General features: G+C 48.5%; 22 protein-coding genes and 1 pseudogene. 6 read left to right on the top strand and 17 right to left on the bottom strand.

What is annotated here, in order from left to right:
• Positions 1-395 precede the first annotated feature (395 nt).
• The 12 genes from EQU24_RS19985 to EQU24_RS19930 all read right to left on the bottom strand — a co-directional run bounded on the left by EQU24_RS19985 (position 396) and on the right by EQU24_RS19930 (position 16867).
• Positions 396-1121 carry a DUF429 domain-containing protein gene (locus EQU24_RS19985; RefSeq protein ID WP_017841863.1) on the bottom strand — a complete coding sequence of 242 codons (726 nt, stop codon included), beginning with the start codon at positions 1119-1121 and terminating at the stop codon, positions 396-398.
• A gap of 588 nt (positions 1122-1709) precedes the next feature.
• Entirely contained in the window at positions 1710-1853 is a 144-nt protein-coding gene (locus tag EQU24_RS22605; RefSeq protein ID WP_017841865.1) for a hypothetical protein, read from the bottom strand.
• Positions 1854-2608: 755 nt separating this feature from the next.
• Positions 2609-3160: a hypothetical protein gene (locus EQU24_RS19975; RefSeq protein WP_014150334.1), complete on the bottom strand. Its 552-nt coding sequence runs from the start codon at positions 3158-3160 to the stop codon at positions 2609-2611.
• A gap of 297 nt (positions 3161-3457) precedes the next feature.
• Complete coding sequence (locus tag EQU24_RS19970) at positions 3458-4159, bottom strand: urate hydroxylase PuuD (RefSeq protein WP_017841866.1); 702 nt, start codon at positions 4157-4159, stop codon at positions 3458-3460.
• A gap of 1331 nt (positions 4160-5490) precedes the next feature.
• On the bottom strand, positions 5491-6354 hold the full coding sequence (locus EQU24_RS19965) for an RnfABCDGE type electron transport complex subunit B (protein ID WP_017841867.1): 864 nt from the start codon (positions 6352-6354) through the stop codon (positions 5491-5493).
• A 22-nt stretch (positions 6355-6376) separates the two neighbouring features.
• Positions 6377-7234, bottom strand: a complete 858-nt coding sequence (locus tag EQU24_RS19960; protein WP_017841868.1) for a ferredoxin reductase domain-containing protein — start codon at positions 7232-7234, stop codon at positions 6377-6379.
• A 226-nt stretch (positions 7235-7460) separates the two neighbouring features.
• Positions 7461-8042 (bottom strand): electron transport complex protein RnfA, encoded by a 582-nt coding sequence (locus tag EQU24_RS19955; RefSeq protein WP_014150339.1) that lies wholly within the window; start codon positions 8040-8042, stop codon positions 7461-7463.
• Complete coding sequence (rsxE, locus tag EQU24_RS19950; RefSeq protein WP_014150340.1) at positions 8039-8680, bottom strand: electron transport complex subunit RsxE; 642 nt, start codon at positions 8678-8680, stop codon at positions 8039-8041. Before rsxE ends, EQU24_RS19955 begins: the two co-directional genes overlap by 4 nt.
• A 218-nt stretch (positions 8681-8898) precedes the next feature.
• Positions 8899-9612, bottom strand: a complete 714-nt coding sequence (locus tag EQU24_RS19945; RefSeq protein ID WP_017841869.1) for an RnfABCDGE type electron transport complex subunit G — start codon at positions 9610-9612, stop codon at positions 8899-8901.
• Positions 9613-9623: 11 nt separating this feature from the next.
• Positions 9624-10622, bottom strand: coding sequence for an RnfABCDGE type electron transport complex subunit D (locus EQU24_RS19940; protein WP_017841870.1), 999 nt, complete (start codon positions 10620-10622; stop codon positions 9624-9626).
• The gene (gene rsxC / locus EQU24_RS19935) at positions 10615-11955 is read right to left on the bottom strand and encodes an electron transport complex subunit RsxC (RefSeq protein WP_026130301.1); all 1341 of its coding nucleotides are present in this window, start codon (positions 11953-11955) and stop codon (positions 10615-10617) included. Before rsxC ends, EQU24_RS19940 begins: the two co-directional genes overlap by 8 nt.
• Before the next feature lie 4 nt (positions 11956-11959).
• The gene (locus EQU24_RS19930) at positions 11960-16867 is read right to left on the bottom strand and encodes a 2-oxoacid:acceptor oxidoreductase family protein (protein WP_026130302.1); all 4908 of its coding nucleotides are present in this window, start codon (positions 16865-16867) and stop codon (positions 11960-11962) included.
• Between the two features lie 711 nt (positions 16868-17578).
• On the opposite strand from EQU24_RS19930, the gene EQU24_RS22600 reads away from it, so the two are divergent.
• Positions 17579-17716, top strand: coding sequence for a hypothetical protein (locus EQU24_RS22600; RefSeq protein WP_017841873.1), 138 nt, complete (start codon positions 17579-17581; stop codon positions 17714-17716).
• A 144-nt stretch (positions 17717-17860) separates the two neighbouring features.
• A pseudogene (locus tag EQU24_RS23500) lies at positions 17861-18055 on the top strand (RepB family plasmid replication initiator protein); the annotation flags it as partial.
• A gap of 30 nt (positions 18056-18085) precedes the next feature.
• On the opposite strand, the gene EQU24_RS23115 reads toward EQU24_RS23500, so the two are convergent.
• Positions 18086-18544 (bottom strand): hypothetical protein, encoded by a 459-nt coding sequence (locus tag EQU24_RS23115; protein ID WP_017841874.1) that lies wholly within the window; start codon positions 18542-18544, stop codon positions 18086-18088.
• A 9-nt stretch (positions 18545-18553) separates the two neighbouring features.
• Positions 18554-18697, bottom strand: coding sequence for a cation-transporting P-type ATPase (locus tag EQU24_RS23495; protein WP_083877778.1), 144 nt, complete (start codon positions 18695-18697; stop codon positions 18554-18556).
• Between the two features lie 373 nt (positions 18698-19070).
• On the opposite strand from EQU24_RS23495, the gene EQU24_RS19905 reads away from it, so the two are divergent.
• Positions 19071-19775 (top strand): hypothetical protein, encoded by a 705-nt coding sequence (locus tag EQU24_RS19905; RefSeq protein WP_017841875.1) that lies wholly within the window; start codon positions 19071-19073, stop codon positions 19773-19775.
• Between the two features lie 297 nt (positions 19776-20072).
• Here EQU24_RS19905 and EQU24_RS22595 read toward each other — a convergent pair whose 3' ends face one another.
• The 3 genes from EQU24_RS22595 to EQU24_RS19895 form a co-directional block, all read right to left on the bottom strand.
• Positions 20073-20213, bottom strand: a complete 141-nt coding sequence (locus EQU24_RS22595; protein ID WP_017841876.1) for a hypothetical protein — start codon at positions 20211-20213, stop codon at positions 20073-20075.
• A gap of 93 nt (positions 20214-20306) precedes the next feature.
• Positions 20307-21449: a phospholipase D family protein gene (locus EQU24_RS19900; RefSeq protein ID WP_017841877.1), complete on the bottom strand. Its 1143-nt coding sequence runs from the start codon at positions 21447-21449 to the stop codon at positions 20307-20309.
• 183 nt (positions 21450-21632) lie between these two features.
• Positions 21633-22019, bottom strand: a complete 387-nt coding sequence (locus tag EQU24_RS19895) for a LexA family protein (protein ID WP_425272078.1) — start codon at positions 22017-22019, stop codon at positions 21633-21635.
• Positions 22020-22143: 124 nt separating this feature from the next.
• On the opposite strand from EQU24_RS19895, the gene lexA reads away from it, so the two are divergent.
• From lexA to EQU24_RS19880, 3 genes are all read left to right on the top strand, one after another.
• Complete coding sequence (gene lexA / locus EQU24_RS19890; RefSeq protein WP_017841879.1) at positions 22144-22770, top strand: transcriptional repressor LexA; 627 nt, start codon at positions 22144-22146, stop codon at positions 22768-22770.
• A 29-nt stretch (positions 22771-22799) separates the two neighbouring features.
• A complete protein-coding gene (locus EQU24_RS22590; protein WP_017841219.1) occupies positions 22800-22943 on the top strand; it encodes a hypothetical protein in 144 nt (47 codons plus the stop codon).
• Between the two features lie 542 nt (positions 22944-23485).
• Complete coding sequence (locus tag EQU24_RS19880) at positions 23486-23788, top strand: hypothetical protein (RefSeq protein ID WP_138767238.1); 303 nt, start codon at positions 23486-23488, stop codon at positions 23786-23788.
• The last annotated feature ends 21 nt before the right edge of the window (positions 23789-23809 follow it).

Raw genomic sequence — 23809 nt, 5'->3', positions numbered from 1 at the left:
ACGACTAGGCAATAAAGTGGGCGACTGAAAATAGTTTATTGGCCGTTTATTTGTTATAGGGCGTAATTTTACCTGTAGCAACGCATTTAGACCATCCACGAGCGTTGGAATTATTCATGCCACCAGGTGGTCGTGCATATGCGCTCATGCAAATTTTCCGAGGTTGGGTAATACCTGTGCCTTCGATCGTCAGTAAAGGATTTGATCAAAATAACTGGGGTCAGGTACGAGTTAAATGATACTGAATTGACCTGCGTTTAATTTGTACCTGACCCCAGTTATTTATTTGATAAGCTCTTCCGGGTACTGTTACCGTAATGTATCTTCATTGTTCATATGCTTTATGCTCTCGATTAGTCATGCGCCTTGCAGATATAATGCGAATGTGCCGTTCGTTATATGCATTTTACGCGCGGAACCCATATATAACCTTGCTTAGAATCACCATAAGTAACACTGGAAACTTTCATCTGATAAAGACCAGCGATATACAGACACATAATTGCATCTAAGGCATCCTCATTGCTTTTAAGAGCTTGACCTTTCAAACCTTGAATATACGATTCTGACAACAACAGCTTCAGCTCATTGGGAACTTTAAGAGCTAAAACACTTGAGGACTCTAATTTTAAGATGAAGCTTGATAATGCGACCTGCCCTGATTTTTTGTCAGCGACTTTACCTTTTTTATAAGCAAGTCTTTCTGGAAGCTCAAAGCATTCGATTATTGCTGGATGAGGATAGCATTCAATTAGCCACCGCTCTTGTGCAAGGTGCTGAAAGCCCCTTAACTCAAGCAGTGAGGACAAGCTAACACTCAAGGAGTCAGGATATAGGGATTTGTTAGAAGTGTGGCAACAAGCTTTTCTTGACCCATAGTCGCGACTAAGTGCTTTCTCACATTCTCTTTGACTAATTTGATTCTCGATAATCAGAGGAGCATCAATAGCAATTCCAGATAAATCCTTCTGATTTGAAATGAACTCAAAAACTCCAGACAAACAAAAGATTGCGGGTTCTAGAGCCTCTAGTGATAGCTTATTATCATTAAGAATCCCAACTGCAATAGCAGAAGGGTTCTTCTCTCCGTGCCAAGCTAAATCTATCCCTGCTAACTTCATGATTTCCTCTTATTGTCTATAACGCGCGGCTTCCAAGAGGTCGGAACCAAGCCCGATGTTAGACCTCTGTTAACCAAAACACGTCAACATTCAAGGCTTGGCTTAAATTACGAGCGACCCTTTCTCGCCACTCGTGCACGAGCATCGGGGTATCGCATGAAGATCTCTAGTGTCGGCATCTAGATGGTAAACGATACGCCACAAGTTGCTCGTCAAATCGTTTCCGGTCAGCCCCATACGTAGCGCATCCAGTATCGTATGCGACTGCCTGTTCGAACCATCGCCTGCGATGTACCAATTATTTGGCCACTCATGGTGGTGCTTGAAATAATTGGCACCCGTGTCAATGACTACCATCTTGCTCATTCCTGAATCGGTCATCGCCCCGGCCTGGCTTTCAATTATCAACCGCTTGCTACTCGGGATAGAGGAGTGACCATTAGTGAGTTGGCGAAGTCGAGTCACAATGGAGACGGCTTGAGTGATGGCTGCTTGACCTAGTACAAAAATGGAACCCAAAGCAACTTCAATAGAATGGTCTAGTTGCTCCATGGGAACATCCCAAAATGCGCGCGCAACGCCGTCTGGTCATCCACGCTCGAAAAATGCTTCTTCAGATTCCTTGATAGCTTCGTTCAGTGATCTTGCGACATCCTGCAATGGCAGGACGGCGAATGGATCGCACAGCTCCTCGAGTAGCCATTTCATTTCTCGGTCGTCATTTTCATTCATGTGCAAAGCTCTGACAGCGCCTAACGGTTATTGTCCTGATCGGGCTAACATACGGCTTTTCCTGCTTAATTGTCAAGAATGCAGCTACAACGCTAGATTTCTGAACTGTGTAATCTGCATTTAATTCATGATAAACCGATCGGGATAATACCAAAGCTACGTTTTGAATTTCCGCAATGACCAACATAAGCGACAGTTAAATATCCAAATGCATAAACAGAAATAAACAGGGTCAGATCGAAATTAGGTCATATCGTGTACTTTCCCGTCCCCCTTCCCGTATTCCGCTATGCTGCTTCGAGCTACGTGTTTTAACAGTAGTTTGGTGCGCATCGCGCGTCTAATGGTGTTACTCACGCTTCAGATTGGGTAATCTGTAGAGGAAGCTCTAGCTTTCCGACGATAAAGGAAAAATTGAATGAGCGAGTCGAGGTTGGTTGATGTTGTGCCGGTCTCTGGAAGCCGGATGGAGCTTGGTAAAGATCGGGATGCGGGTTGGGCGTTTTAGTTTGAGGCGTATGGGCTTTATAGCCTACAGCACGGGATTTGTAACCCCGTCCTAAACGTTTCGACTGTGGCTAAAGCAAATCAAAACGTTCGGGGCGGGGTGAATAACCCGCCCCGCGCGAAATATCTTCACTTCGCTGGTGCTCTGTTTCCAAGATTTTCAGCTAAGGACAATTCGATTTGTTCGGCAAATCCGCCAGGCGACCCTTGTCCGTTAATTGCCGATGGCGCCGTAATCATTCAAGCTGTTATTCCTGGAGTATGGATTCTAAAATCAATGGCTCTCGTTGATCATAGGCTTCATATTCGCCACTAATCACTTTAAACAACAAGCTATAGGAGACTTTCCATCGCCCGGTTTTACACTGTAACGTAACGGTTTTGGGATTCAAGCGAATCACTTTGCCGTACATTTCCACGTTCTCCCGTGTGTTCAAAAAGCCCAATATTTCGCCAATACCGACCTCATGACGCTGTAAGCCAGTGCCCTTGCTGTTATTAATCGCCGTGTCGGCCTGTTCAATATTCAACCAAAAATAGGGCAACTTCCACCTTTTGCCGTCCGTCAGGTTTTGCACCAATACTTTGGTTTTATTACATTCCAATAAAATCGCTTTGATAGGCGCATTATGGACCGCATCGAAGTATTCAACCTCCTGGCCAATGCGTAATTCACGTTTGATGGCCGAAATACGTTTAGGGTCATCGAGCATACGCCGGATCGCGACATTCAATCGATAAAGATCAAACGGCGATGCCGTATCAAGCATTTTGATCACTTCGCTGAAATTAACAGACATATTTCTTCACCTTAATAAATGGTTTCCATCAGAGTACAGCTCGTATGGGCTTTAATGACAGCATACTGCACAGGTTAATGAAAAACCACCATAGTTTTTCATGGTTGACGAGATGAAATGACATCGTAGTTATAAGCGGATAGGCGCTTCCCTGGCGTTCAGGACGGGTTTAACCAACCCGTCCTACTGAAGTCCGGTATAATCGGGATTTGTAACCCCGTCCTAAACGTTTCGACTGTGGCTAAAGCAAATCAAAACGTTCGGGGCGGGTTGAATAACCCGCCCCGCGCAAAGTATTTAGATTAACTCTAAAATAAGTACAAAAACCAAAGCCAAACCTAAACCGCAATGGATTACGCCCTTTACACTTGCCAATGGCCCCATAAAACCGGCAGACGGCAATTTCTGCGCAAAACCGAATCGGGAAAGCGCCTTGCGTGACGCATTGTATTGGAGACCGAGAATCGCTGCGAAAATCAAAAGGATACCGAGCGTTCCGGAATCATAATGAGGATAATGAGCGGAGGCGCCCATGAAAAATAACATCGGGACTGAAAACAATACATTCGTTCTAGAAGCCAGCCCCGCTTGCGCTGCTGCATCAGCCGCTTCAGGTATGGCCGCTTCGCCTTTCGCGGTTTTTTCGGTGGATGCGATTACTATTTTTTGATTCGGCCAAATGATTAACCAAACGTTTAAGAACATTAAAGTACCGAGCATAGCGCCGATATAGATATCGACCGACCACCCGCTGCCGCGGATTCCCATAATGCCGAGTCCTGTTAGAAAAGTCAGCATGGCTCCCCAGCGAAACCACCATAATGCGCGCGGCACCAACTTTTGAACAACATCTGATTTAGCTGAAGCTTCCGCCTCCTTAAAATACTCTCCTTGCACGAAATTGAAATAGTAAAGCAACCCAATCCAGGTTATTCCGGCCAAAAAATGTCCCCATCGAAACAGCATTTCCAGACCGGGTTGTGTTGTAAAAATGTCCATTAAAACCTCCCCTCATTAATTGATTATTGTTATTTTACGCAATGATTTTTTGTCTAGCCCAAGGGTTAATTCTTTATTGACAACAATGACGAAGTCGTATCCCTGGGTCAGCGTTTGGATAGTCGCTAAGTTTTTCCTGGCTGTCAAGTCAGAAAAAGCATTAATAATTAATAATTTACTACCTTTGTTATAAGAATCGCCTTATAAGTAAGTTAAGGCATTACGTATTAATAAAGAAAACATCGCAGGGAGGCCGCAGATAACATAACCTCGAAATAATTGGAGCGATAATGAGGGGGAAAGGCGTTTCCGCACACCAGAATACCTTGGCAGTAGGGGGTAACACATAAGCGCCAACTTAGTGTCTATTCTATGGTGTATTTGTAGCTTTATTCGTCATATCGGAATGGATTGCCGATATCCAGGTTACATGGGTGTGAAGCTTCGTATTGCCATCCCTGGCCCTGGATTCCGCCAATCCCTGGCGGAATGACGCGTTTTTCCTTAAGTTGGCGCCTATGAGGGGTAACCATAATCATCAAGCTAAGCGCAGATCCCCGTTGCTATACCCATCTTAGATCAAAATTCGGCACCGGGGTGCAAGTCAAAGGACGCCGTGAATACGTCCCTGTAGGCTCTATGCCAGCTCCATGCTGGCAAAGCCTTTGCCGAGCACCCCGGCGCCTCCTCAGGCACTGCCGAAATTTGAAGTGCGAGAGGTATAAATCATTATCGACCGCTTTCGGCGAGTCTAAGGAGTGTAGCCGGGATGGATCGCAGGGCAATCCGGGAAGTTCGAAGCCACGCCATTCCCGTATTCCGCTATGCTGCATACGGGCTACGTGCTTTAAAAGCAGTTTGGTGCGCATCGCTTAACTAATGCGGTTACCCAAGCTCCTACTCTCGCCGTTATACATAAGTCTTAGATACCGTCTTGCCACCTTGGCGAATGAGACCTCGATACCCTTTGTTGTTGCTTAACGTACCCGGCTTCGAAATCGCGACGAAGGCGTCGCTCCCACAAGGGGGGCGGATGCTCTGTGGGAGCGATCCCCAGATCGCGATTTCGAAGCCACTGATGTTCAATATCCGTAGATTTATCAAACAACACCGCTCCCAGGTATACGATGACCTCTGTTTAGCAAGTTTATCGATATTTGTGTATAACGATGAGAGCTCCTACTTGGGTAACCAGTTCAGGACGCTCTAGCTTCTCGACGATCAAGGAGGATTGAGCAAGCGATTCGGCCGGCTTCGTTCGCGTTTTCACGCAAGATAAAAAAACATTATCAAACGGGGGCGCCTCGGAACTATTTCAAACTCAAAAAAATTCAGCTTTCCCCCATTTTCAATTTCCCCTTACGGATGATTTTTTTGGCTTCAGCTCCTTTGACGACTTCTCCATTTTTCTCCAGCCAAACGATGGCGCCCGTGGGACACCTTTGGATAGGGGCTTGGGTTTGGTGCTTTTTGGAATAATCGACAACGGGTAAATTGTTGATCATCGTGATCAGGCTGGGGGCGTCCATCGCGCATTTGCCGCAGGCCGTGCAGCCGACTTCGCATTCTTCCAAAACCCCATCGCCTGCTTCCAGGCTTTTACAGGCTACCCATAGTCTATGACTGACGGGGTGTATCGAAAAAAGATCCTTCGGACAAACTTCGACGCAGTCTCCGCAGGCGGTACATTTTGCTTCATCGACGACCGGCAAACCGAAGGCATTCATTGTGATGGCATCGAAATCGCAGACTTTTTCACAATCTCCATGGCTTAAACAACCCCAAGAACACCCTTTGCCTCCACCTGAAACCAAGGCCTCCGCTCTGCAACTGGAAATCCCTTCATATCTGGCGCGATTGATCGCGACATTGTTACCTCCGGCACAAGCTAAGCGCGCGACCTTTTTCTCCTCAGAACCTGCATCCACGCCCAAAAATTGCGCAATCTCTTTTTGTCCTTCTTCGCTGCTTACGCTGCATTTGGCTGGCGGCATTTCGCCTTTGACCAAGGCTTCCGCAAATGGCCTGCATCCAGGGTATCCGCAAGCACCGCAGTTGGCATGAGGCAGCATGCCCTCCACCACATCGATTCTTGGGTCTTCGTAGACATACAGCTTTTTGTTGGCAATGATCAGCATCAGCGCCAATACCAGCGTCAATCCACCCAGTGCTAGCAAAGCAATCAGAATGGTCATCTCTATCTATCCGGTTCGGAAATCAATAAATCACCTCGGCCCATTTTTTGCCGGCAATCAGTTCGGCTTTCCGGTTTTCCCATTTTTCTTTGGAACCCATGATATTGATAAAGGCTTTGTCGAGATTTTCTTTCACCTTTTCATAGCCAGCGATAAAGATATAGGTGTTGGCCGAACCGAGCATTTCGAGAATTTCTTCGGCCCTTTGCTCTATCGCGTGATCCAGTAATATCGGATCTTCCCAATGCGGCCTTGGACTGAGTGCATGAAAGGCTTCGAATGTCGCTTTGTCGTAATACTGGGTCAGGTCTCCGTCCTTGTCGTTGAGATAGAGCAGTTCGAGTCCGCTTTTCGCACCATAAAATAAGCGGATTTTTCCGTACCACTCTTTTTCCTGGCTGTAAATGTGCTTGATAAATGCCTTGAATGGCGCGATTCCGGTACCCATTCCAATCATGATAATGTTGGCCTGTTTATCATCGGGCACTTTAAAGGGCAATTCGAAAGGACCGGTAATCGTGATTTCATCGCCCTCACGACGGTCGCACAGGAAGTTGGAGCTCACTCCCTGATATTGTTCTCCGCTGAACTCGTCCACATAAGAACATCTTTTGACCAGCATCGTTATCAGGGACTTGCCGTTGCTTCTTTCCGGAATGTCGGCAACGCTGTAAAGCCGATGATGATAGGAATTGCCGAAGTCGCTCTTGTGTTCGAGCAGAACGCCGAAGCTTTGATCTACCTGACAATCGAATTCGGGATTGTCTACCTCCAGTAATATTTCTCGAATTTCTTCCACATTGGCGGGGGTCAGCCTTTCGGTTTTTTTGACCTTGGCTTTGTATTGCTTAGTTGTATCGAGTTCTGATAAATAGGACATGGCTTTATTGCCTCATTTTGAAGATTCGTGATCGATTCGTTTGCTTTTTGAGCAAACCCGGGTGCATCCGCAATTGCCGCAGCTTAGCCTTTCGGCTAAAACGTCCGAGTCTGAAATGTTCTCGGAAAATGTTTCCCGCCATCGGGACTGCACCCAAACCCAAACCAGCAGCATCGATACTACGGCACTGATTCCAATTATAAATGTCATTAACGGCCCCCGTGTTTTATGTGCCTAAGCCCGAAAATCCCATAAACGTCAATGACAAGATCCCTGCGACCAACAAGGTCAACGCGGTTCCTTTGACTACATCGGGGACTTCCGCAAATTCCAATTGTTCTCTGATCCCTGCCATCAATATCAACGCCAAGGTAAATCCAATCCCGGCGCCCAAGGCATAAACGAGACTCTGGCTGAGGCTGTAGGCTTTGTTTGTTTGAAAGAGCGCCAAACCTAAAATGGCGCAATTGGTCGTAATCAGCGGAAGAAAAATCCCCAAGGCTCTAAATAAAGTAGGACTCATCTTCTTGATAAACATTTCCACCAATTGCACGGTGGAGGCGATCACGACGATATAGCTGATCAATTGCAGAAAGGGCGCATCGATAGCCACCAACAAGGCATGGATACCATAGGCGCAAATGGAGCTGATGAGCATGACGAAGGTCACCGCGCCGCCCATTTTGGTGGCGGTTTCCATTTTTCCCGAAACGCCGAGAAAGGGGCAGATGCCGAGGAAATAGGCCAAAACGAAATTGTTGACCAGGCTGGCATTGATAAATATGCTCCAATAGGATTCGGTATTCATCCTTTCGCTTTTTTAACTTTGAAATAATTAAACACAATTAGCCACAATGCTAACGTAAAAAAGCCACCGGCCGGCAGGATCATAATGATCCACTCTTGAAACGATTCCGGAAATATCGCGACATCGAACAAGCTTCCATTCCCGAGCAATTCTCTGACCGCACCCAGACAAAAAAGCGCTAATACGAAACCGACTCCCATACCCAAGGCGTCCATGATCGATTTACCTATGGTATTTTTCGAAGCAAAGGCCTCCGCGCGGCTAAGAATGAGGCAATTGACCACAATCAGTGAAATAAATGCCCCTAAATTTTTATGCAAATCGACGCTGATGGCTTGAATGGCATAATCGACGATCGTGACAAACGTGGCGATAATCAGAATAAAGGAGGCAATCCTGACTTGCTTGGGAATAAAGTTTCTTAAAGAAGCGACCAGTATATTGGACATCAACAGCACGAAAGCCGTCGCCAAACCCATCGCCAGCGCATTTTGGGCGGTATTGGATACCGCCAAAACCGGACACATGCCGAGCACCTGTACGAACACGGGATTTTCACGCCAAAGCCCCTTGATGAACTCGTCGGTGGAGCTTGGCTCAGCCTTTTTGTCGATATTATTGGTTATCCGCGCACTCATTTTGAATCCGTATTCACTTTAGGAACGAGCATCAAATAACTTCTTCAAATGTTGGAAGGGGGTTCGGTGGCTCGATTGACAGGTGTCGGCAGCAGGGCAGATTTTTGCTCCTGCAAAATCTGCATTCATGCCATCCTTGGCAATCAGATTCCGCTGTCGAGCCTACAGGGATGTATTCACGGCGTCCTGTTAAGCGAGTCACCGAACCTCCACAAAGCTTATTGTTTAGAGAAGTTGTTTTGTGCATATTCCTTAAACCTTCCAATTTGATTGTATATCAATGGAACCATGACTGACGAATTTTCACCGATGATATTGCCGATGGCTCTCGAAGAAATGGTTGCGCCGGTGATACCTTCGACCTCCCACGGATTGGATTTACCCCCTTGCTTAACCGGTATCACCTTATTTTGAATGCGAGTCGATTCAGGATCGAGTTTGACCGAAAGCGCTTTGAAGTTAGCCAGAAAGATTTCATCCTTTTCGATCTTATCTCCCAATCCAGGCGTTTCTTTACTTTCAAGTACATAGAAACCCATTATGGTTTGCGAATGGGGATTGTAGCCGTACAAAATCCGAATGACGTCGGCATAGCCTTGGCCGCTGGCCTCGATGGCTACGCCGAGAAATTCACCGGCGTCGTCGTAACCGGCATAGACCACCGGATTTTTTCCATCCGGTGCTTCGGCAGGCGTGAAATTCCCGTCCGTTCCCAATAAAAACATCCGTGTATTGCTGATGCCCGGCAAAACCTTGAAAACCGCTTTTTCCAGCGCTTCGGTTCGTAAACGATCGATTCTTTCCTTGGTGCCTTCATAGACCAGGACGATTAGCAAGGCGCAAAAGATGCCTATACTCACCATCGCGATCAGCATCTTTTTGCTTTCTTCCGAAGAATTGCTTTGACTCGATACAGAGGGATCGGCATTCATGGTTTTACCTTTCAGGTCCCGTAAACTCTAGGACGGATGAGTCGGTCGATGTGTGGAGACAGCGCGTTTCCCAATAAAATAGCGTACATCACGCCCTCGGGCAAACCGCCCCAAATACGAATAACGACCACAAGCAGCCCGATGAAGATGCCATAAATCACGACGCCCAATGACGTTATCGGGGAACCTACCATATCGGTGGCCATGAATACCGCCCCCAGCATCAAGCCGCCGGAGAAAAGCATAAATTCCGGAGAAGGGTAGATTTCCGGATTAATCCAATACAAAATGCCGCTTAAAACATAAACAGAGCCTAAAATAGCGACAGGAATGCGCCAGTTCATCATCTTGCGGGCAATTAAATAGAGTCCGCCCAATGCGATCAACACGGACGATGTTTCTCCGATCGATCCGCTGACAAGCCCCAAGGCCAAATCCGCGCTTTCCGTGGTAACTTGATCGAACTTAAAAGCAGAAAGCGGCGTGGCGCCCGATATGCCGTCGACGACAGGTTTTGCAAACGGAAAAGTTAGCACCGACTCGGACACACGGGTAAATCTGTCCGCCAAAAAAGCCGGATGCCAAGTCGTGATCGCGACTGGAAAGGCGGCTTGTAGAATGGCTCTTCCGACCAAAGCCGGGTTAAAGGCATTGTAGCCCAGGCCGCCAAAAACGAATTTTCCCAAGGCAATTGCCAATACTCCGCCGATGAAGGTCATCCATAATGGAAAAATCGGCGGTAACGTCAATCCCAACAGCAAACCGGTAATCACCGCCGAGCCGTCGGCAATCGTGCTCGGCCGGTTGGAAAATTTATTCAACAGATGCTCGGTCAGTACGCAAGCAATCAGGGAGGTGAGAATCACCAAAAGCGCATTGATACCGAAGGCATAAACGGCAAAAGCCGCAACCGGCAGAAGCGCATAGACCACGTTGCGCATGATCACATCGACGCCGACCCCTTTGTTGATATGGGGCGAACTGCTGATACGTAGGGTTTTGCTAAACATGGGCAACCGCCGATTTTCTTTTTCTAACGATTCCTTTGGCGACTCTGAAATATTGCACCAAAGGAATATTGGATGGGCACACATAGGAACAAGAGCCGCATTCGAAACAATCCATTAGGTGGTACTCCTCGGCCATCGTGTCGTAAGCTTCGGATTTTGCCAAGATGCCCAATCGCGAAGGATTCAGGGAAATCGGACAGGCATCGACACAGGCCCCGCATTTGATACACGGATAGATTTTGTCGCTTCTTTTGACATTTTCATCGCCGAACACCACGATGCCGGATGTGCCTTTGACAATCGATAGATCCAAGTCGGAGGCCGAAACGCCCATCATTGGCCCGCCCATATAGACTTCGCTGAGGTTTTCTGCGGCTCCGACGTGTTCCAATACAAAGCGTAGCGGCGTCCCGATCGGTATTAGATAATTGCCTTTTTTCTTGATTCCGGGGCCGGTAATTGTGACCACTCTTTCCTGAATGCCACGGCCATGGGGCAATAATCTTCCGATTTCGGCCGTCGTGGCGACATTGACCGCTACGGCATGAACATCGATCGGAAAACCGCCTGAAGGAACCTCTTTGCCGAGCAAAGCCGTAATCAGCATTTTCTCGGCGCCCTGAGGGTATTTGACCGGTACGACTTTGACTTTTACCGGCAAATCGTCAGGAATCCGGTCGGCTAAATGATCGGCGGCATCTTTTTTGTTGGCTTCGATGCCGATGATGACCTGCTTGGCGTCGGTGACTCTGAGAAGATACCGAATGCCGGTGAAAATATCATCGGCCTGTTCGAGCATGACTCGATGATCGGTGGTCAGATAAGGCTCGCATTCGATCCCGTTGATGATCAAGTGCTCGCAGAATTTACCCTCTGGGATTTTCAACTTGACGTGGGTCGGGAATGCGGCCCCGCCTAAGCCCACAATACCGGCATCCTGGATGCCTTGTAAAATGGCTTCCGGACTTGCCGACAAGGGAACAGGTGCGCCTTCCACGACTTCTTGTCCGGAAAAAGGGAAAGTTTCAAGATAAATGCCGCTTGCCTTTTGACCTCCGATGACCGGGACGTTGGCGATTTTCCTGACAATACCGGAAACCGGAGCATGCATCGGAACCGACAGATAGCCGTCGGCCTTGGCCAGCATCTGTCCCCTCGCGACCTCCTGGCCTTCGCGTACGATAACCTGAGCCGGCTTGCCTATATGTTGCTGCATCGGAAGGACAATCAACGGAGGAAACGGAAACTGCCGGACGGGCAGTTTGTTCGTGTCCTCCTTGTGTTCCGGGGGATGTACCCCATGCTTGAAAGTATTTGAAGAAAATTTCAACACGGCATCAATTAAATTTTTCGCCTCTTTTGATCCATTTCTCGATATCGGCGGCACTTCTATCGGCAGGCAGTCCCGGATGGATCACGCCGGCGGTACATTTTTCAGCCGCCTTGACCAAATCGCTGTAAGGTCCGGCATTGGCATCTTTGATAAAGGCCTTTTTATCGTTGTTGTAAGCGAAGATATTGGGGTTCAGGTTGATGCACTCGTCACAGGCCGTGCAATTCTCCGTTTCAAGCCAAGGCGCCATGCTATCCGCTTTGACTTCGGCCGCTGCGCCTGCCGAGGCTTCTGTGTCGGTTTCGCCTAACGCAAAATCCATGATGCCGGCACCCTCATCACCGGCTAGCTTCATCAAGCCCTTGGCAATCTTGCCGACGACTTCTGCTCGGATTTTGCTTTCTAAATCTTCCACCGGCGTTGCTTTTTCATCTTTGATGCCGGCAATGGCTTTCAGCATGATCCAGAAATCCCTTCTTTCCTCACAGGACAGTACCATCGTTTTGGATACCAAAACCCGGCTGAGCAGCTGTTTTCTGTCCACCGCCCAAATGAACGGAAATTTTCCTTCTCTTTCGGATTCGTCCAATTTTAGAAACTCGGACAAAACCACCATATTTTCATTCCAGGTATCGCGAGGCGCTTTTCTGAAGTGTTTTCTGAATCTTGCTTCGGTCAAGGCGAAATCAGCAAAGGTCATCGCAACTTCCATCGATTTTTGTCTACCGCCTTCCTGGTATTTCAGCGTATAGGTCGGCCAATGTTTATCCATGGCCGGATTCCCTTCCAAGTCGAATGCTTCTTGAGGCGTCACGCCTTTGTCCGGATCATAGCGGAAGATTGGATAGGCTCTGGATTCGACGGCCAGTTTAGCCTGATTGAAGCCCATGTCGTCACCAACGCCGTGCTCGGGTTGGCAGGTAGTGTACAGATTGAACAGCGCGGGTCTTTTCGTCATCAAGCCATCGATGAAGCCTTCGATCATGTGGCTGGTGTTGGCCAACGTGGCTTGCATGACATAGGTATTTCTGTGCGCCATGCCGATCAAGCCTATTTCTTTTCTCGGTTCGGATTTGCCTTTCCCGACTTTGCCGAATTGCGCCATGTCGGAGACTTGACCGACAAAACCCGAAGTACAAGCTTGGCCGCCGGTATTGGAATAGACTTGGGTATCGACGACCACTACTTTAATGGGTTTGCCCGAGGCCATCATGCGCGAAAGATTTTGGAAACCGATGTCGTACATCGCGCCGTCGCCGCCCAACGCAACGACAGGCGGACACAACTTCCACTCTTGGTCGGAAAACTGTTCCCAATTGAAATAGCTGAAGAATTCGTTATGATCGCGGGGATTGTAATTTCCGGTCAATTCCAATTCGGCTTTACGTATCAATTTGAATCCGTCGGCCATTTTGGCCATATGACCTTCAAAAATCCCCATGGCCAAGGAAGTGCTGTCTTGGAACAGGTGATTCGCCCAAGGGAACGGATAGGGATTGTACGGATAAGTACTGCCCCATACCGAGGTACAGCCCGTCGCATTGGTCATGCCCATCGTCGAGCGGCCTTTTCCGGTGACTCCGTTGGTATATTTCCAATGCAAGTGTTTCAAACCGGCAATGGTTTGCGTTGTTTCGGTCAACCATTCCTGGTCGATCGGGGAAGAACCTTTTTCATGCTCCAGTCTACGGGCAATCCCGGACATGGTCAGGTCCCCGCCCTGCATTTCGGCGACAATCTTGGACATCATGTCGGTGTCCGTGACGTTCATCGTGTTCATCAACTTGAGTTGAACATGTTTCTCCAGCTTTTCAATCAGATCCTGAAGATAAGCCACATGTTTTTCGACCCGTGGAATCATCAGGGATTCCACCGTGGCCATGAATAGATGAACGACCGACTTCTCGGAGCAACCCAAACAGGCCCCGTCGCCACTGGCAAAGCTTTGATAGGCCCCTTTATCCAACAAGATGGTTTCCAGAGGACCTATTTTTTCTTCCAGGTCGTCAACGCGATGAAATTTTTTCGGAGTATTCGGAAGGTCGCTCCAAAAGCCCCATTCCTCTCTCAATTTTGCAATCGATTCATCGGTTTGTTTGACTACCCTCAATGCGTCGTCATCGCATACCTTGACGCATTCCATACAGCCTTTACAGGTCGTAGGATTGACAGTGATGCTGAATAAGCCCCCGCTATTGGCTGCTTTCTTTTCGTGCAGGTCATAGTAGGGCCGAGTCAGCGAAAACTGGAAATCGCCGAGTTCGTCCCTGAACCATTGCAGTTCGGTAGCGAGCAATGAGTCCTTCGATTCTTGTTCGATAGCCGCATCGATGGCTTCATTGACCATGTTGTTCACGGTGACCCCCTCGTGCGGCTCATTGAAAAGCGCACGAATTTTGGGTTCCAGTTGTTTGACGGTTTTAGGAAGAAATTCGAGTTTGTCGTGTTTCCGTTTCACCCGTTTCAAAACCGTATCGAGCACATCCGATAATTCGCTGACCAAGCCGGGAATGGCCGTGTCTGGGCAAACCGTGTAACAGTTGCCGCAAGCCGTGCAATTATCGGCCACCCATTCCGGATGCTCAAAGCGAATGCCGGTCATATCCCTGAACAGCGATGTCGTTGCCGGCATCACGCTCAAACCGATAAAGGGGTCTGTTAGATTATCGTTGCCTTGGCCGGTGAGATAGAAATTACCGGTCTGCTCCCAAAAACGGTGAATATCGCTGAGTTTGGATTCACTCTGCGGGGTGGTTTTCAGTAGACTTGGAATCGGCGCGATCAATTGTCCGCTGGTTTTCTCGGCTTGAGCGCCTAAGACTTTGTTTTTGATTTCATGGACTTCATCGAATCCGCGCTTCACGACGCGCATGTTGTCATCGACGACCCGCTGACCTTTGCTGCCGAACTTGTGTTGCAATTGTTCTTCTATCGCTTTCAACAGCGCGACATCGCTGAGTCCGGATTTTTCCATCAAAGGCGATGCGGAGAAGAAAGCCCCCTGAAAAGCAATGCCTTGCATTCTGAGCTGTAATTCCGGATCGGTCGCTTCTTCTCTTGCGATTTTGAATCCATCGACATAAAAGACCCGGATGTCATTGTCGATGATCATCTTTTGGTAATGTACCGGTATGTCGGCCCAAACTTCATCGGCGGTTTTCCGCTCGCTTTGAATGATGAAAGTTCCGCCTTTTTTGAGACCCGCCAAGGCATTGGTATGCTTGAAAACATTCGGGTCAGGCGATAGCACCACATCGACGAAATAATATTCGCAATTGATATTGATCGGTTCGGGCGCGGCGGCAAGATAGTAAGTGGTCGGTTGTCCTTTTTTCTCCGAGCCGTATTTGGGATTGGCTTTAATGTCGTAGCCCAAAAGATCGAACAGCGTCATCGCCAGGTTTTTACCCGTCGTGATGGCACCCCAACCGCCGACCGAGTGAAACCTTACCGTAATGGCGCCCGGCGGCATTAGGTTTGGGTTTTCAGAACCGCGCACGGCCAATTCCTTCACATTCGGATAAGCTTCTTGAATGGCTTCTTGATGGGCTCTTTGTTTGGGCGTGAAGGCATGTTCCCGGATAAAGTCGATCGACAAATAAAAGCGTTTTTTATGCTTGCCGTTAGGTAGCATGTTTTCTATCGCGCCAATAATGCCTTCCGGTTGAAGATCGCGGCTGCCCATGCCGAAAGAGCCCGAATATAAAGGCGGCATTTCGCTGAATGAATAGGAAGACAAGTCCGGGTACGGAATATTTTTCTTGTGCGTGCCGTTTTCGATACATTTAGTAATTACCGCACGGGTTTCACGCATGATAGGAGGATCTTCCGCTAACGGCTGATCCAGCCTTTCCAAAATGGCGACGCCTTTTCGGCCTTTTAAAACTTTTCCCAAAAGATCCGCCGGGAAGGGTCTGAACATTACCAAATCCACCACGCCGACTTTCAAACCGCGAGTTTTTCTTAAGTAATCCGCCACCGCTTCGGCGCTAGAGACTACGCTGCCCTGACCTAGAATCAGGTAATCGGCGTCGTCGACTTTATAGGTCATGACGCGTGCGTAACGACGCCCCGTTAATTGATAATATTCCTCGAAAGCCTGGTCGGTCAGTTCTTTGATATGGTCGAAAAAGAAAGGGCGCTGAGCGGCGACACTTTGCATGTAAGCGTCCTGGTTCTGCACGAGTCCGGCCATCATAGGATTGTCCACATCCCACACTTCAGGAATACGTCTTCTTTTTTCCCCATAAATAATTCTTTGAGCCGGAGTGGGGGTATCGATGATGTCGTCCGGTCTACCCAGATACTCCTTGATCAACTCCCGCTCCGGCAATAAAAGAGACTCGATCAGATGGGTCGTCAAAAAGCCGTCTTGGGCGATCACGCCCGGATTCAAGGCTAATTCGGCAATCCTGTGGGAAATGATATTCAGGTCGGCCACATGCTGGGCTTTTTTGGCAAAAAGCTGAAAAAAACCGGTATCGTCAATCGCATGATAATCGTCATGTCCCGCATGCACATTGAGAGTGGCTTTGGTCATGGCTCTTGCGCCTATGTTCAAGACATAGGTCAGCCTTTTTCCTACAGCGGCATAGAGCGATTCGTGCATGTAGGCAATACCCTGACCGGAGGAAAAATTGGTGGACCTCAAGCCTGTCATGGACAATCCGGCCGTCACGGCAGCCGCGGCATGCTCTCCTTCCGGCTCAATAAAGATGAGAGGACGGTCGGAAATGTTCAAATGTCCTTTGGCCGCCTCTTCAGCCCAGTATTCGCCCATTTGGGTGGACGGTGTGATGGGATAGGCGCCTGCGGCATCCGAGGATTCGCGTTCGCACATGATGGCTACTGTATTGCCATCCATGGCTACCCTTGTTCCTGGATATTTGAATTGCTTGTTTCTATTTTCCATGACGGTATCGCTTGGTGGGATTATGGATAGGAATTTCAGAGTGACTTTCCGATTTATCCTTCGTTAAAACAGTATTCCAATTGAATCTAATTGGCAATGTTTTTTTGGTCGATTAATTAGGCTTCATTCAGCACAACAATAGCAGATTTGCCGGACTATTTTGGAATGCTGCTGCTGAAACTGGCACGCAAAAAACATACCTAATTGATGGTGTTTATGATGGTCGTATCGAATCGGCTTTTATTCATTAGGGGTTTGCGACAAATAATTTCCGGTACTATGGAGCTTAGCCTAGGGTTCGGTTACTCGCTTGACAGGTCAAGCGCCTAAATTAACCAAGGCAGTTAACCATTGCATAGCCAACAGGCTATGAAATTTAGGTGCTGGGTGAATACGTCCGCGTAGCACAACAATATCACATTTGCCGCACTATTTTGGAATGCTGCTGAAAGTATACCTTTCGCACTTCAAATTTCGGCAGTGCCTGAGGCGCCGCCGGGGTGCTCGGCAAAGGCTTTGCCAGCATGGAGCTGGCATAGAGCCTACGGGGACGTATTCACGGCGTCCTTTGACGTGCACCCCGGTGCCGAATTTTGATCTACGATGGGTATAATAAGCAAAAAGCATGCTTATTGATGGGGTTTGTCGTATCGAATCCCATATTACAAGGGAGGCTGTTTATGGCCAAAACCTTTATTTATTGAAGGAGAATTGATCGAGCTGGAAATCACCGAAACCGTATTGACCAAGAATACCGAAGAGTGTCTGAGTGCTGTGCATCAGTTGAAACAATTGTCGGTCAAATTTACGGTCGATACTTTGAAAAATCGATCGGGTATTCGTAAATAAATGTGACAACAATTGGGAGGATGTGCCATTTGTCAGGCTATCATTTCCTTGGGACAAAGTCTGGATCCGCATATCGTGCCCGAAGGCCTAGAACGAAATCGTTGACCTCACAGGGCTGGATTCTAGCAATGGCTACCGAGCGATATGAAGATGGCCGTTGAAAGGCTATATAGCCGCACCATCAAGATCGATGGCGCAATACGCTGGATCTACCGCAAGGAATACGTCAAAAACGAAGGCAAGATAATGCTGTGCTTGTCGTCCGAGATCATTCTTTATCTTTCCCTGCTATCCGATAAATTCACTGCCTACAAACTCAAATATGTTACTCAATTCAAAAGCAGCTACTCGCATATTTTTGGCGTTCACTCATTCGTTGCCCTGCGCCTGTTGGCCCTTGTGCGCGTTGATCAGCATGTGGCATTCCAAGCAGGATCGCTCGAGCCTAAGCGCTGCCTCCTTGGTCAGTTCTGCATCGTTTTGTGCAGTTGCTCGTTTCAGGTCGTGTATGGCTTCATTGAAGGACTTGCCATGCTTCTCGTAGACGTCTGTAGACAGATAGCCATCAATCGCGGCGGCGTACCTTTCCATCTCCACGGCTGCGGCATTGACACGGTTGAGTCTGCCTCGAACGATCGCATCGAGGACATCTTGCATCGAGTCTGACTTTCGACGCATCAACTGGTTCTTCAAATTGCGGTGAGACGGATTCTTATCGTATTCGCCGGCATAGCGCCAAACCTCGCCAAAGAGCCACACGACTAGAGCGACAACCAAAATGCCACTTAAGAGCGCAACTGTCCACTGCAAGCGATTTCTTTGGCTCATGCTTTTCTCCTAGCAGAAAACGAAGTAAAGGCCCCCTCGTTGTGAAGATGGCAAACGGTTCGGACCACTGGTATTAAGACGTTCCTGGGCTTGTTGAGTGGATAAACCATCTCTGTCGAGCTGCAAGTCTTCCAATGTCTGCTTGATATACAAGGAATGTCAGTCTCTTGGTTCATGAAATAGGGCTTTTTTGTCATGATTTCTTGGAGTTCAATGGTAAAGATTGGTTCTTATTCTCGTTCCAGCTCAAGGAATTTAACAAAAGTACCTTACTATTTACTGACTCAAAGCAAGATTTGAATTTGGTGGTCTGATTCTGGCCGTTACTCGTCTAATGATCATCATTCGCCGCATCCGGCAAAACCACCACAAACGGCCCGGCCCGAAGGTTCCCTTCGCCATAACACCGCACCTGAACCGACGGACAGAGGTTGAATTCCGGTTCCGCCAACAGATCCGCATCGATGCCATGGCCTAGCAGGGCAGTTTGAAGGCTCGGGTATTCGCCTTCCGGAGCAAGGCCGAAATGATCGTGCTGTGCGCGATGCTGGTATTCTGCGTGGGTCTGTATTCGATGAGCAATCTGGGCCTGCGCGGCGGACTGCATCAAATCCTGAAAGATTTCGATATCGCCTACGGCGAGTTCGTCAAAGTCCAAGGCCTAACCTGGCACACGCTGGAACTGAAGGCGATCGACAACCTGACGCTGGAGCACATCGAATGCGCCTGCCCGGTGCTCGGCGCCTGGCAAAAGGGCTTGATCGTCGAATACCAGGGCCAAGCCCGCTCGGTCGGCAAGAGCCAGCTGTACCACAACCTGTACCCGGTTGACGCAGTGCTGATCGAGGGCGAGCCGCCGCTGCGCGTGATCTCCCTGCGCGTCGACATGAAAGGCCGGTCGCTCCGTTGGCTGGTCGAGAATCTGAAGGCCAACCACGATTATTACCTATTGGGCGAATTGCACATCGACACCGACAAAGTGGTCGATGTCACGCAATTGGAGGTTTACCATCCGGTGAGCTGGAACGGGGCTAAGGTCAAGCTGCATTATGCGAAGGCCGGGGATTTGCGGGATTATTTGAATCTGACCGCGATCCGGGGCGAGGTGGTGGTTCAGTTTTGGTTGAGGCCGGGGGATGCGATGGTGAAGATGCGGTTTGATGGTGGGGCGGGAAGACGGCTATGCCGAAAGGCTTGGAACGGGCGTATTACAGCTAATTTCTTTCATTAACTCAAAAGTCTAATTAATAAGGAAGTCACTTTGAAATCGGAGCGTTTCTGGTTCTGAATATTGCGTATGTTAAGCTCCTACTCGAACGCCTGACTTAAGGTTTTTAGCTGCTTGTTTGGTGTGCGCTTCTCGTCGGTCGTGCGCCACTTCCGTCTGCTGTTGATGCGTGCGTACCTTTCCCGCCTCTCGGTGTGAGCCAGTACCCATGCTTCGCCCGACAACTCGCACCAATGCGTGGCCCCGCTGCTCATCGGCAGACAGTCGCTTGCAAGCCGACCAAAACGCACGAATCCAGCTTCATTCCACCGCTTGCTTGGCAATCTGCATGTCGTCGCTGTTCATGTGCTGCGTGTGAACAAGTCCTCCGTGGTCAACTGAGCACGTCTCAAGATACAGTAACAGTCTCTTTTCATTTTTCGTCATGTCGTCGAATTTCATCGTTTCAATCTCTAGTTAAGGGGTTTATTGGTTAGTTAAACTCAGGAATATGATTACGATCGGACCGTTTCAAAGCGTCGTGGTCTGGGGATTTTATTTGTTCCATCCTTTATATTCACAGTATGCCCAGATGACATGATCTAATTCAGCTAGGTTCGTCGCTGGATAATCGGGGTTTTTCTTAATTGATGTACGAAGCTGTTCGGCAAGCCAAATGTATTTTCCACCTTCACTTAAGCCTCTCGGTCTATTTTTTGTGACACCAACTTTAGTTAGCCAAGTTATGACTGGTTTATTCCAAAGCGGGTAATCTTCTGGGAAAAAATGACAAAGCATTTCTGTAAGAAAAGCTTTACGAACTTCTGCTTGGCCCGATTTTTCAAGTTGGTCATATTCTGTTTGTACAACAGCATCACGGTGGCCATTAGCTGTGATGCATTTTATGAGTGTTTCGCATAGCATCTGCCAGTTTGTTGCTTCTTTGCTATGACGAAAAATTCCGTTTCCTTGGAATTTCCATTTCGCCCCATTCCAGTTCTGAATGAGCCAGAAATAAAAATCATCTTGGACCATTTTCCCCGTGGCGCAATCCCTAACAGCTTGTTCAAGCTCAGTTCGAATTTCTTCGGAAGCGTAGGTGCGCTCTTTTCGTTCAGCAATAGCTTTGGCTAACCCAGGAAACTTCGGCAAGTGGAGACTGCCGATTGTATTATTGATTGATGAGGGTTTTGGACGGGGATTAGGAAGTGCAGCCTCTGGATATGCATTGATCCATTTTTGATCTACTGGCCTTGACCTTCCCAAGATATCCGCGATCCAGTTACTTATTTCCTGATAACGCTTTTTGTCAATTTTTATTTTTAAGTTTGCCTCATAATTGCTCTCAAAGGCTGCAACGGTCAAATTCGACGATCCAATGATGAGGAATCGTTCACCACCTTGTTTCCACATGACTATCTTTGGATGAAACCCATCAATCTTGTCAGTCACAAAGAAATGACAGATATCGTCATGCGCATTTTTCCAAATCAATGCATCGCTAAGAGCTTTCTTTCTAGTGATTCCAAAGTCTTTCCCAACGATTAAGGTTGCATTCTTGCATTCATCTGATAATTCAAAATTTTTCCAATCTCGCAAATATGCGGATAGCACGAAAATCTCATCCGCGTTCTCGAAAGCTGATACATAGGCATCATAAAGTAATGAATCTGATGTGGGGTTAAGGTAGATAGCCATCAATTCCTCTTATTTTCATATTGGTAGCCAGAAAACTCTAGTTTTGAGTGACCAACCACAAAAGGACAAATTTTAGACTATTTAGTCGAGCCTATACCGCAACATTAACCAGCCCCCAATCTATCGCATAGCGCCAGCATAGACATCACAACGGATGGATCACGCTCGTCACCACGCCCCAAATCACCGTTCCATTTCCTCACATAACACGATATCCCGATAGGCCGGGTTTTCCGAGCCTAAAACCCACTGACCGCCCCGGCGCTTCAAGTGCTTCACGACTAACTCGCCGTTCAGTGCGCAAATCACGATCCTGCCCGGCACCGGTTCCAGCGAACGATCGACGACCAGAATGTCGTTCGGATGAATGCCGGCGCCGAGCATCGATTCGCCTTGCGCGCGGACAAAGAACGTCGAGGCGGGCTTTTGCACCAGCAGTTCGTTCAGGTCCAGCGTTTTCTCGATGTAATCATCGGCCGGCGAGGGGAAGCCGGCCGAGACTTTGCCGGAAAACAACGGCAGGTTCACAGTTTTGGGGTTTGGCGCAGCGTAAAAGAAATTCGTTGGCATAATGAGCACGGCGGGTTGAGTAGGCGGAGCAGCCGAAAGGCGTTTTTATGTTCTCTTTATGTTCTCATTTTAGGCGCATTTTGCTAAACTGCCAGACATCCCAAAAGCAAATGATGTTGACACAATGACTGAATTAACCCGCCGACAACGACAAATCTTCGAGTTTTTGCGCGATAACTACGAACGCTTTGCCTATCCGCCGACGCTCGATGAGCTCTGCGAATCGTTGGGCATGGCTTCGCGCGGATCGTTGCACAAGCACATCAGCGCCTTGATCGATGCCGGACTGATCGAACCGTTCTCGGGCAGCAAACAAACCGGCATTCGTTTGACGGCCCAGGCGCAGCGGGATTATGCCGCGTGCGAACATGCCTTGCCCTATGTCGGTAAAATCGCCGCCGGCAAACCGATCGAAGCATTGGCCGATGTGCATTACCTGCCGGTCCCGGCGCTGCTGAAAAGCGACAAGCCGTGTTATGTCTTGCAAGTCAAAGGGGATTCGATGAAAGAAGCCGGCATTTTCGACGGGGATTGGGTGGTGATCGAGCAGCGCGATTACGCACGCAACGGGGAAATTGTCGTGGCGTTGATCGACAATCACGAAGCGACGTTGAAATATATCGAACAATCGCCGGGCAAAGTGCTGTTGATACCGGCTAATTCAGCGATGACAACCCAAATTTATGCGCCCGAACAAGTTCAAATTCAAGGTATTTTGGTCGGACAAATGCGCAGTTACCGGGCACATTAGCAACAAGCCTTTAAACGTGGAGAGCCGCTATGCAACGCAAAATTCACATGCAGGATCAGGTCAGGAACAGGGTGGCCGAGATTATGGAGGATCGCCGGTCGGATTGCGTAATTGCTTGGGGTATGAAGGTTCTGGTGGTGTCGGCGATTATGTTGGTTGGGGTGGTTTGGTGAGTTTTATGCTGTAGTCGAGTGGGACACAAACAGGCTTCTTCAGAAAGGTGCTCAGTTAAGCCGATTTGCGCAGCAATTCCCAGTTTGAGCAGTTTCGCCGATTTTAGGGTGTGGGGTATGCCTGTCGAGGAACGCCGTAAACCCATCCATGGGGGCTTGGCGGCAGCTAAGCGCCAAGGATGGCGTGTAGTAGGGCAATGCAGGAGCAATTGCCGAGGAGCAAAAATCTGCCCCTGCTGCCGACATCCTCGCCAAGCATACCCCTCACCCTTTTTGATCTCCAAATTGGGAATTGCTGGACTAACGCCGGTACTTTTTTCTTAAAGTGACCGATCCATACTGAGGAATCCACTATACCGGCATTGTTACAATTCGGTTTGCCGGCGCGGGATGGGCTGTAAATCAGGGGCAATACCGCCTAAGCAGGCCAGGCTCTCTCGCGTTCAATCAGGGCCTTCAAGGCTTCTTTGATGAGGCTGGATTTTGGTTAAAGCTTGAGCTTTTTCGAGTATGCATCATCTAAAACAACCGTCGTGAGCATAATGGCCTCCATAAAATGTCATCGAAGGATGCGTTTTTTGTGTAGTCAGGTAATTATTCCCCGTATTTCGCCGCTCATCAGCTTGGGGAGCAGGGACTGCCAAGCACTAGATATCGACATCGGCAGTTTATCGGTTGTCGAGCGGCGCGAAGCGATGCAAGTGATACTGGATGAGCACTTCAAAGCGCTGGAACGGCATGCCGGATTCGATTCTTACGATCGGCTGGAAAGTTTCGAGGCGGTGGCCCGGATTGCAGGGCCGGATAGCCGGATCGTCAAAAAATATCTTCGCTCGGATGCGTGACAGGTTGATTCGGGTTTCGAA

The organism is Methylotuvimicrobium buryatense, from assembly GCF_005931095.1.
GTDB classification, from domain to species: domain Bacteria; phylum Pseudomonadota; class Gammaproteobacteria; order Methylococcales; family Methylomonadaceae; genus Methylotuvimicrobium; species Methylotuvimicrobium buryatense.
The sequence above is the reverse complement of the archived record's forward strand: the minus strand, read 5'-3'. Positions and strand labels throughout refer to the sequence as shown.

Bases quoted from the DNA above. Each gene is read 5' to 3' on its own strand.
- EQU24_RS19985 (WP_017841863.1), bottom strand. From the start codon at position 1,121: ATGAAGTTAGCAGGGATAGATTTAGCTTGGCACGGAGAGAAGAACCCT.
- EQU24_RS19900 (WP_017841877.1), bottom strand. From the start codon at position 21,449: ATGGCTATCTACCTTAACCCCACATCAGATTCATTACTTTATGATGCC.
- EQU24_RS19880 (WP_138767238.1), top strand. From the start codon at position 23,486: ATGGCCTCCATAAAATGTCATCGAAGGATGCGTTTTTTGTGTAGTCAG.
- EQU24_RS19970 (WP_017841866.1), bottom strand. From the start codon at position 4,159: ATGGACATTTTTACAACACAACCCGGTCTGGAAATGCTGTTTCGATGG.
- rsxE (WP_014150340.1), bottom strand. From the start codon at position 8,680: ATGAGTGCGCGGATAACCAATAATATCGACAAAAAGGCTGAGCCAAGC.
- EQU24_RS22590 (WP_017841219.1), top strand. From the start codon at position 22,800: ATGCAACGCAAAATTCACATGCAGGATCAGGTCAGGAACAGGGTGGCC.
- EQU24_RS22595 (WP_017841876.1), bottom strand. From the start codon at position 20,213: ATGAAATTCGACGACATGACGAAAAATGAAAAGAGACTGTTACTGTAT.
- EQU24_RS23115 (WP_017841874.1), bottom strand. From the start codon at position 18,544: ATGAGCCAAAGAAATCGCTTGCAGTGGACAGTTGCGCTCTTAAGTGGC.
- EQU24_RS19960 (WP_017841868.1), bottom strand. From the start codon at position 7,234: ATGTCCTATTTATCAGAACTCGATACAACTAAGCAATACAAAGCCAAG.
- EQU24_RS19940 (WP_017841870.1), bottom strand. From the start codon at position 10,622: ATGTTTAGCAAAACCCTACGTATCAGCAGTTCGCCCCATATCAACAAA.
- EQU24_RS19965 (WP_017841867.1), bottom strand. From the start codon at position 6,354: ATGACCATTCTGATTGCTTTGCTAGCACTGGGTGGATTGACGCTGGTA.
- EQU24_RS19930 (WP_026130302.1), bottom strand. From the start codon at position 16,867: ATGGAAAATAGAAACAAGCAATTCAAATATCCAGGAACAAGGGTAGCC.
- EQU24_RS22605 (WP_017841865.1), bottom strand. From the start codon at position 1,853: ATGAATGAAAATGACGACCGAGAAATGAAATGGCTACTCGAGGAGCTG.
- EQU24_RS19895 (WP_425272078.1), bottom strand. From the start codon at position 22,019: ATGCCAACGAATTTCTTTTACGCTGCGCCAAACCCCAAAACTGTGAAC.
- EQU24_RS19905 (WP_017841875.1), top strand. From the start codon at position 19,071: ATGATCGTGCTGTGCGCGATGCTGGTATTCTGCGTGGGTCTGTATTCG.
- EQU24_RS19975 (WP_014150334.1), bottom strand. From the start codon at position 3,160: ATGTCTGTTAATTTCAGCGAAGTGATCAAAATGCTTGATACGGCATCG.
- EQU24_RS19945 (WP_017841869.1), bottom strand. From the start codon at position 9,612: ATGAATGCCGATCCCTCTGTATCGAGTCAAAGCAATTCTTCGGAAGAA.
- lexA (WP_017841879.1), top strand. From the start codon at position 22,144: ATGACTGAATTAACCCGCCGACAACGACAAATCTTCGAGTTTTTGCGC.
- EQU24_RS19955 (WP_014150339.1), bottom strand. From the start codon at position 8,042: ATGAATACCGAATCCTATTGGAGCATATTTATCAATGCCAGCCTGGTC.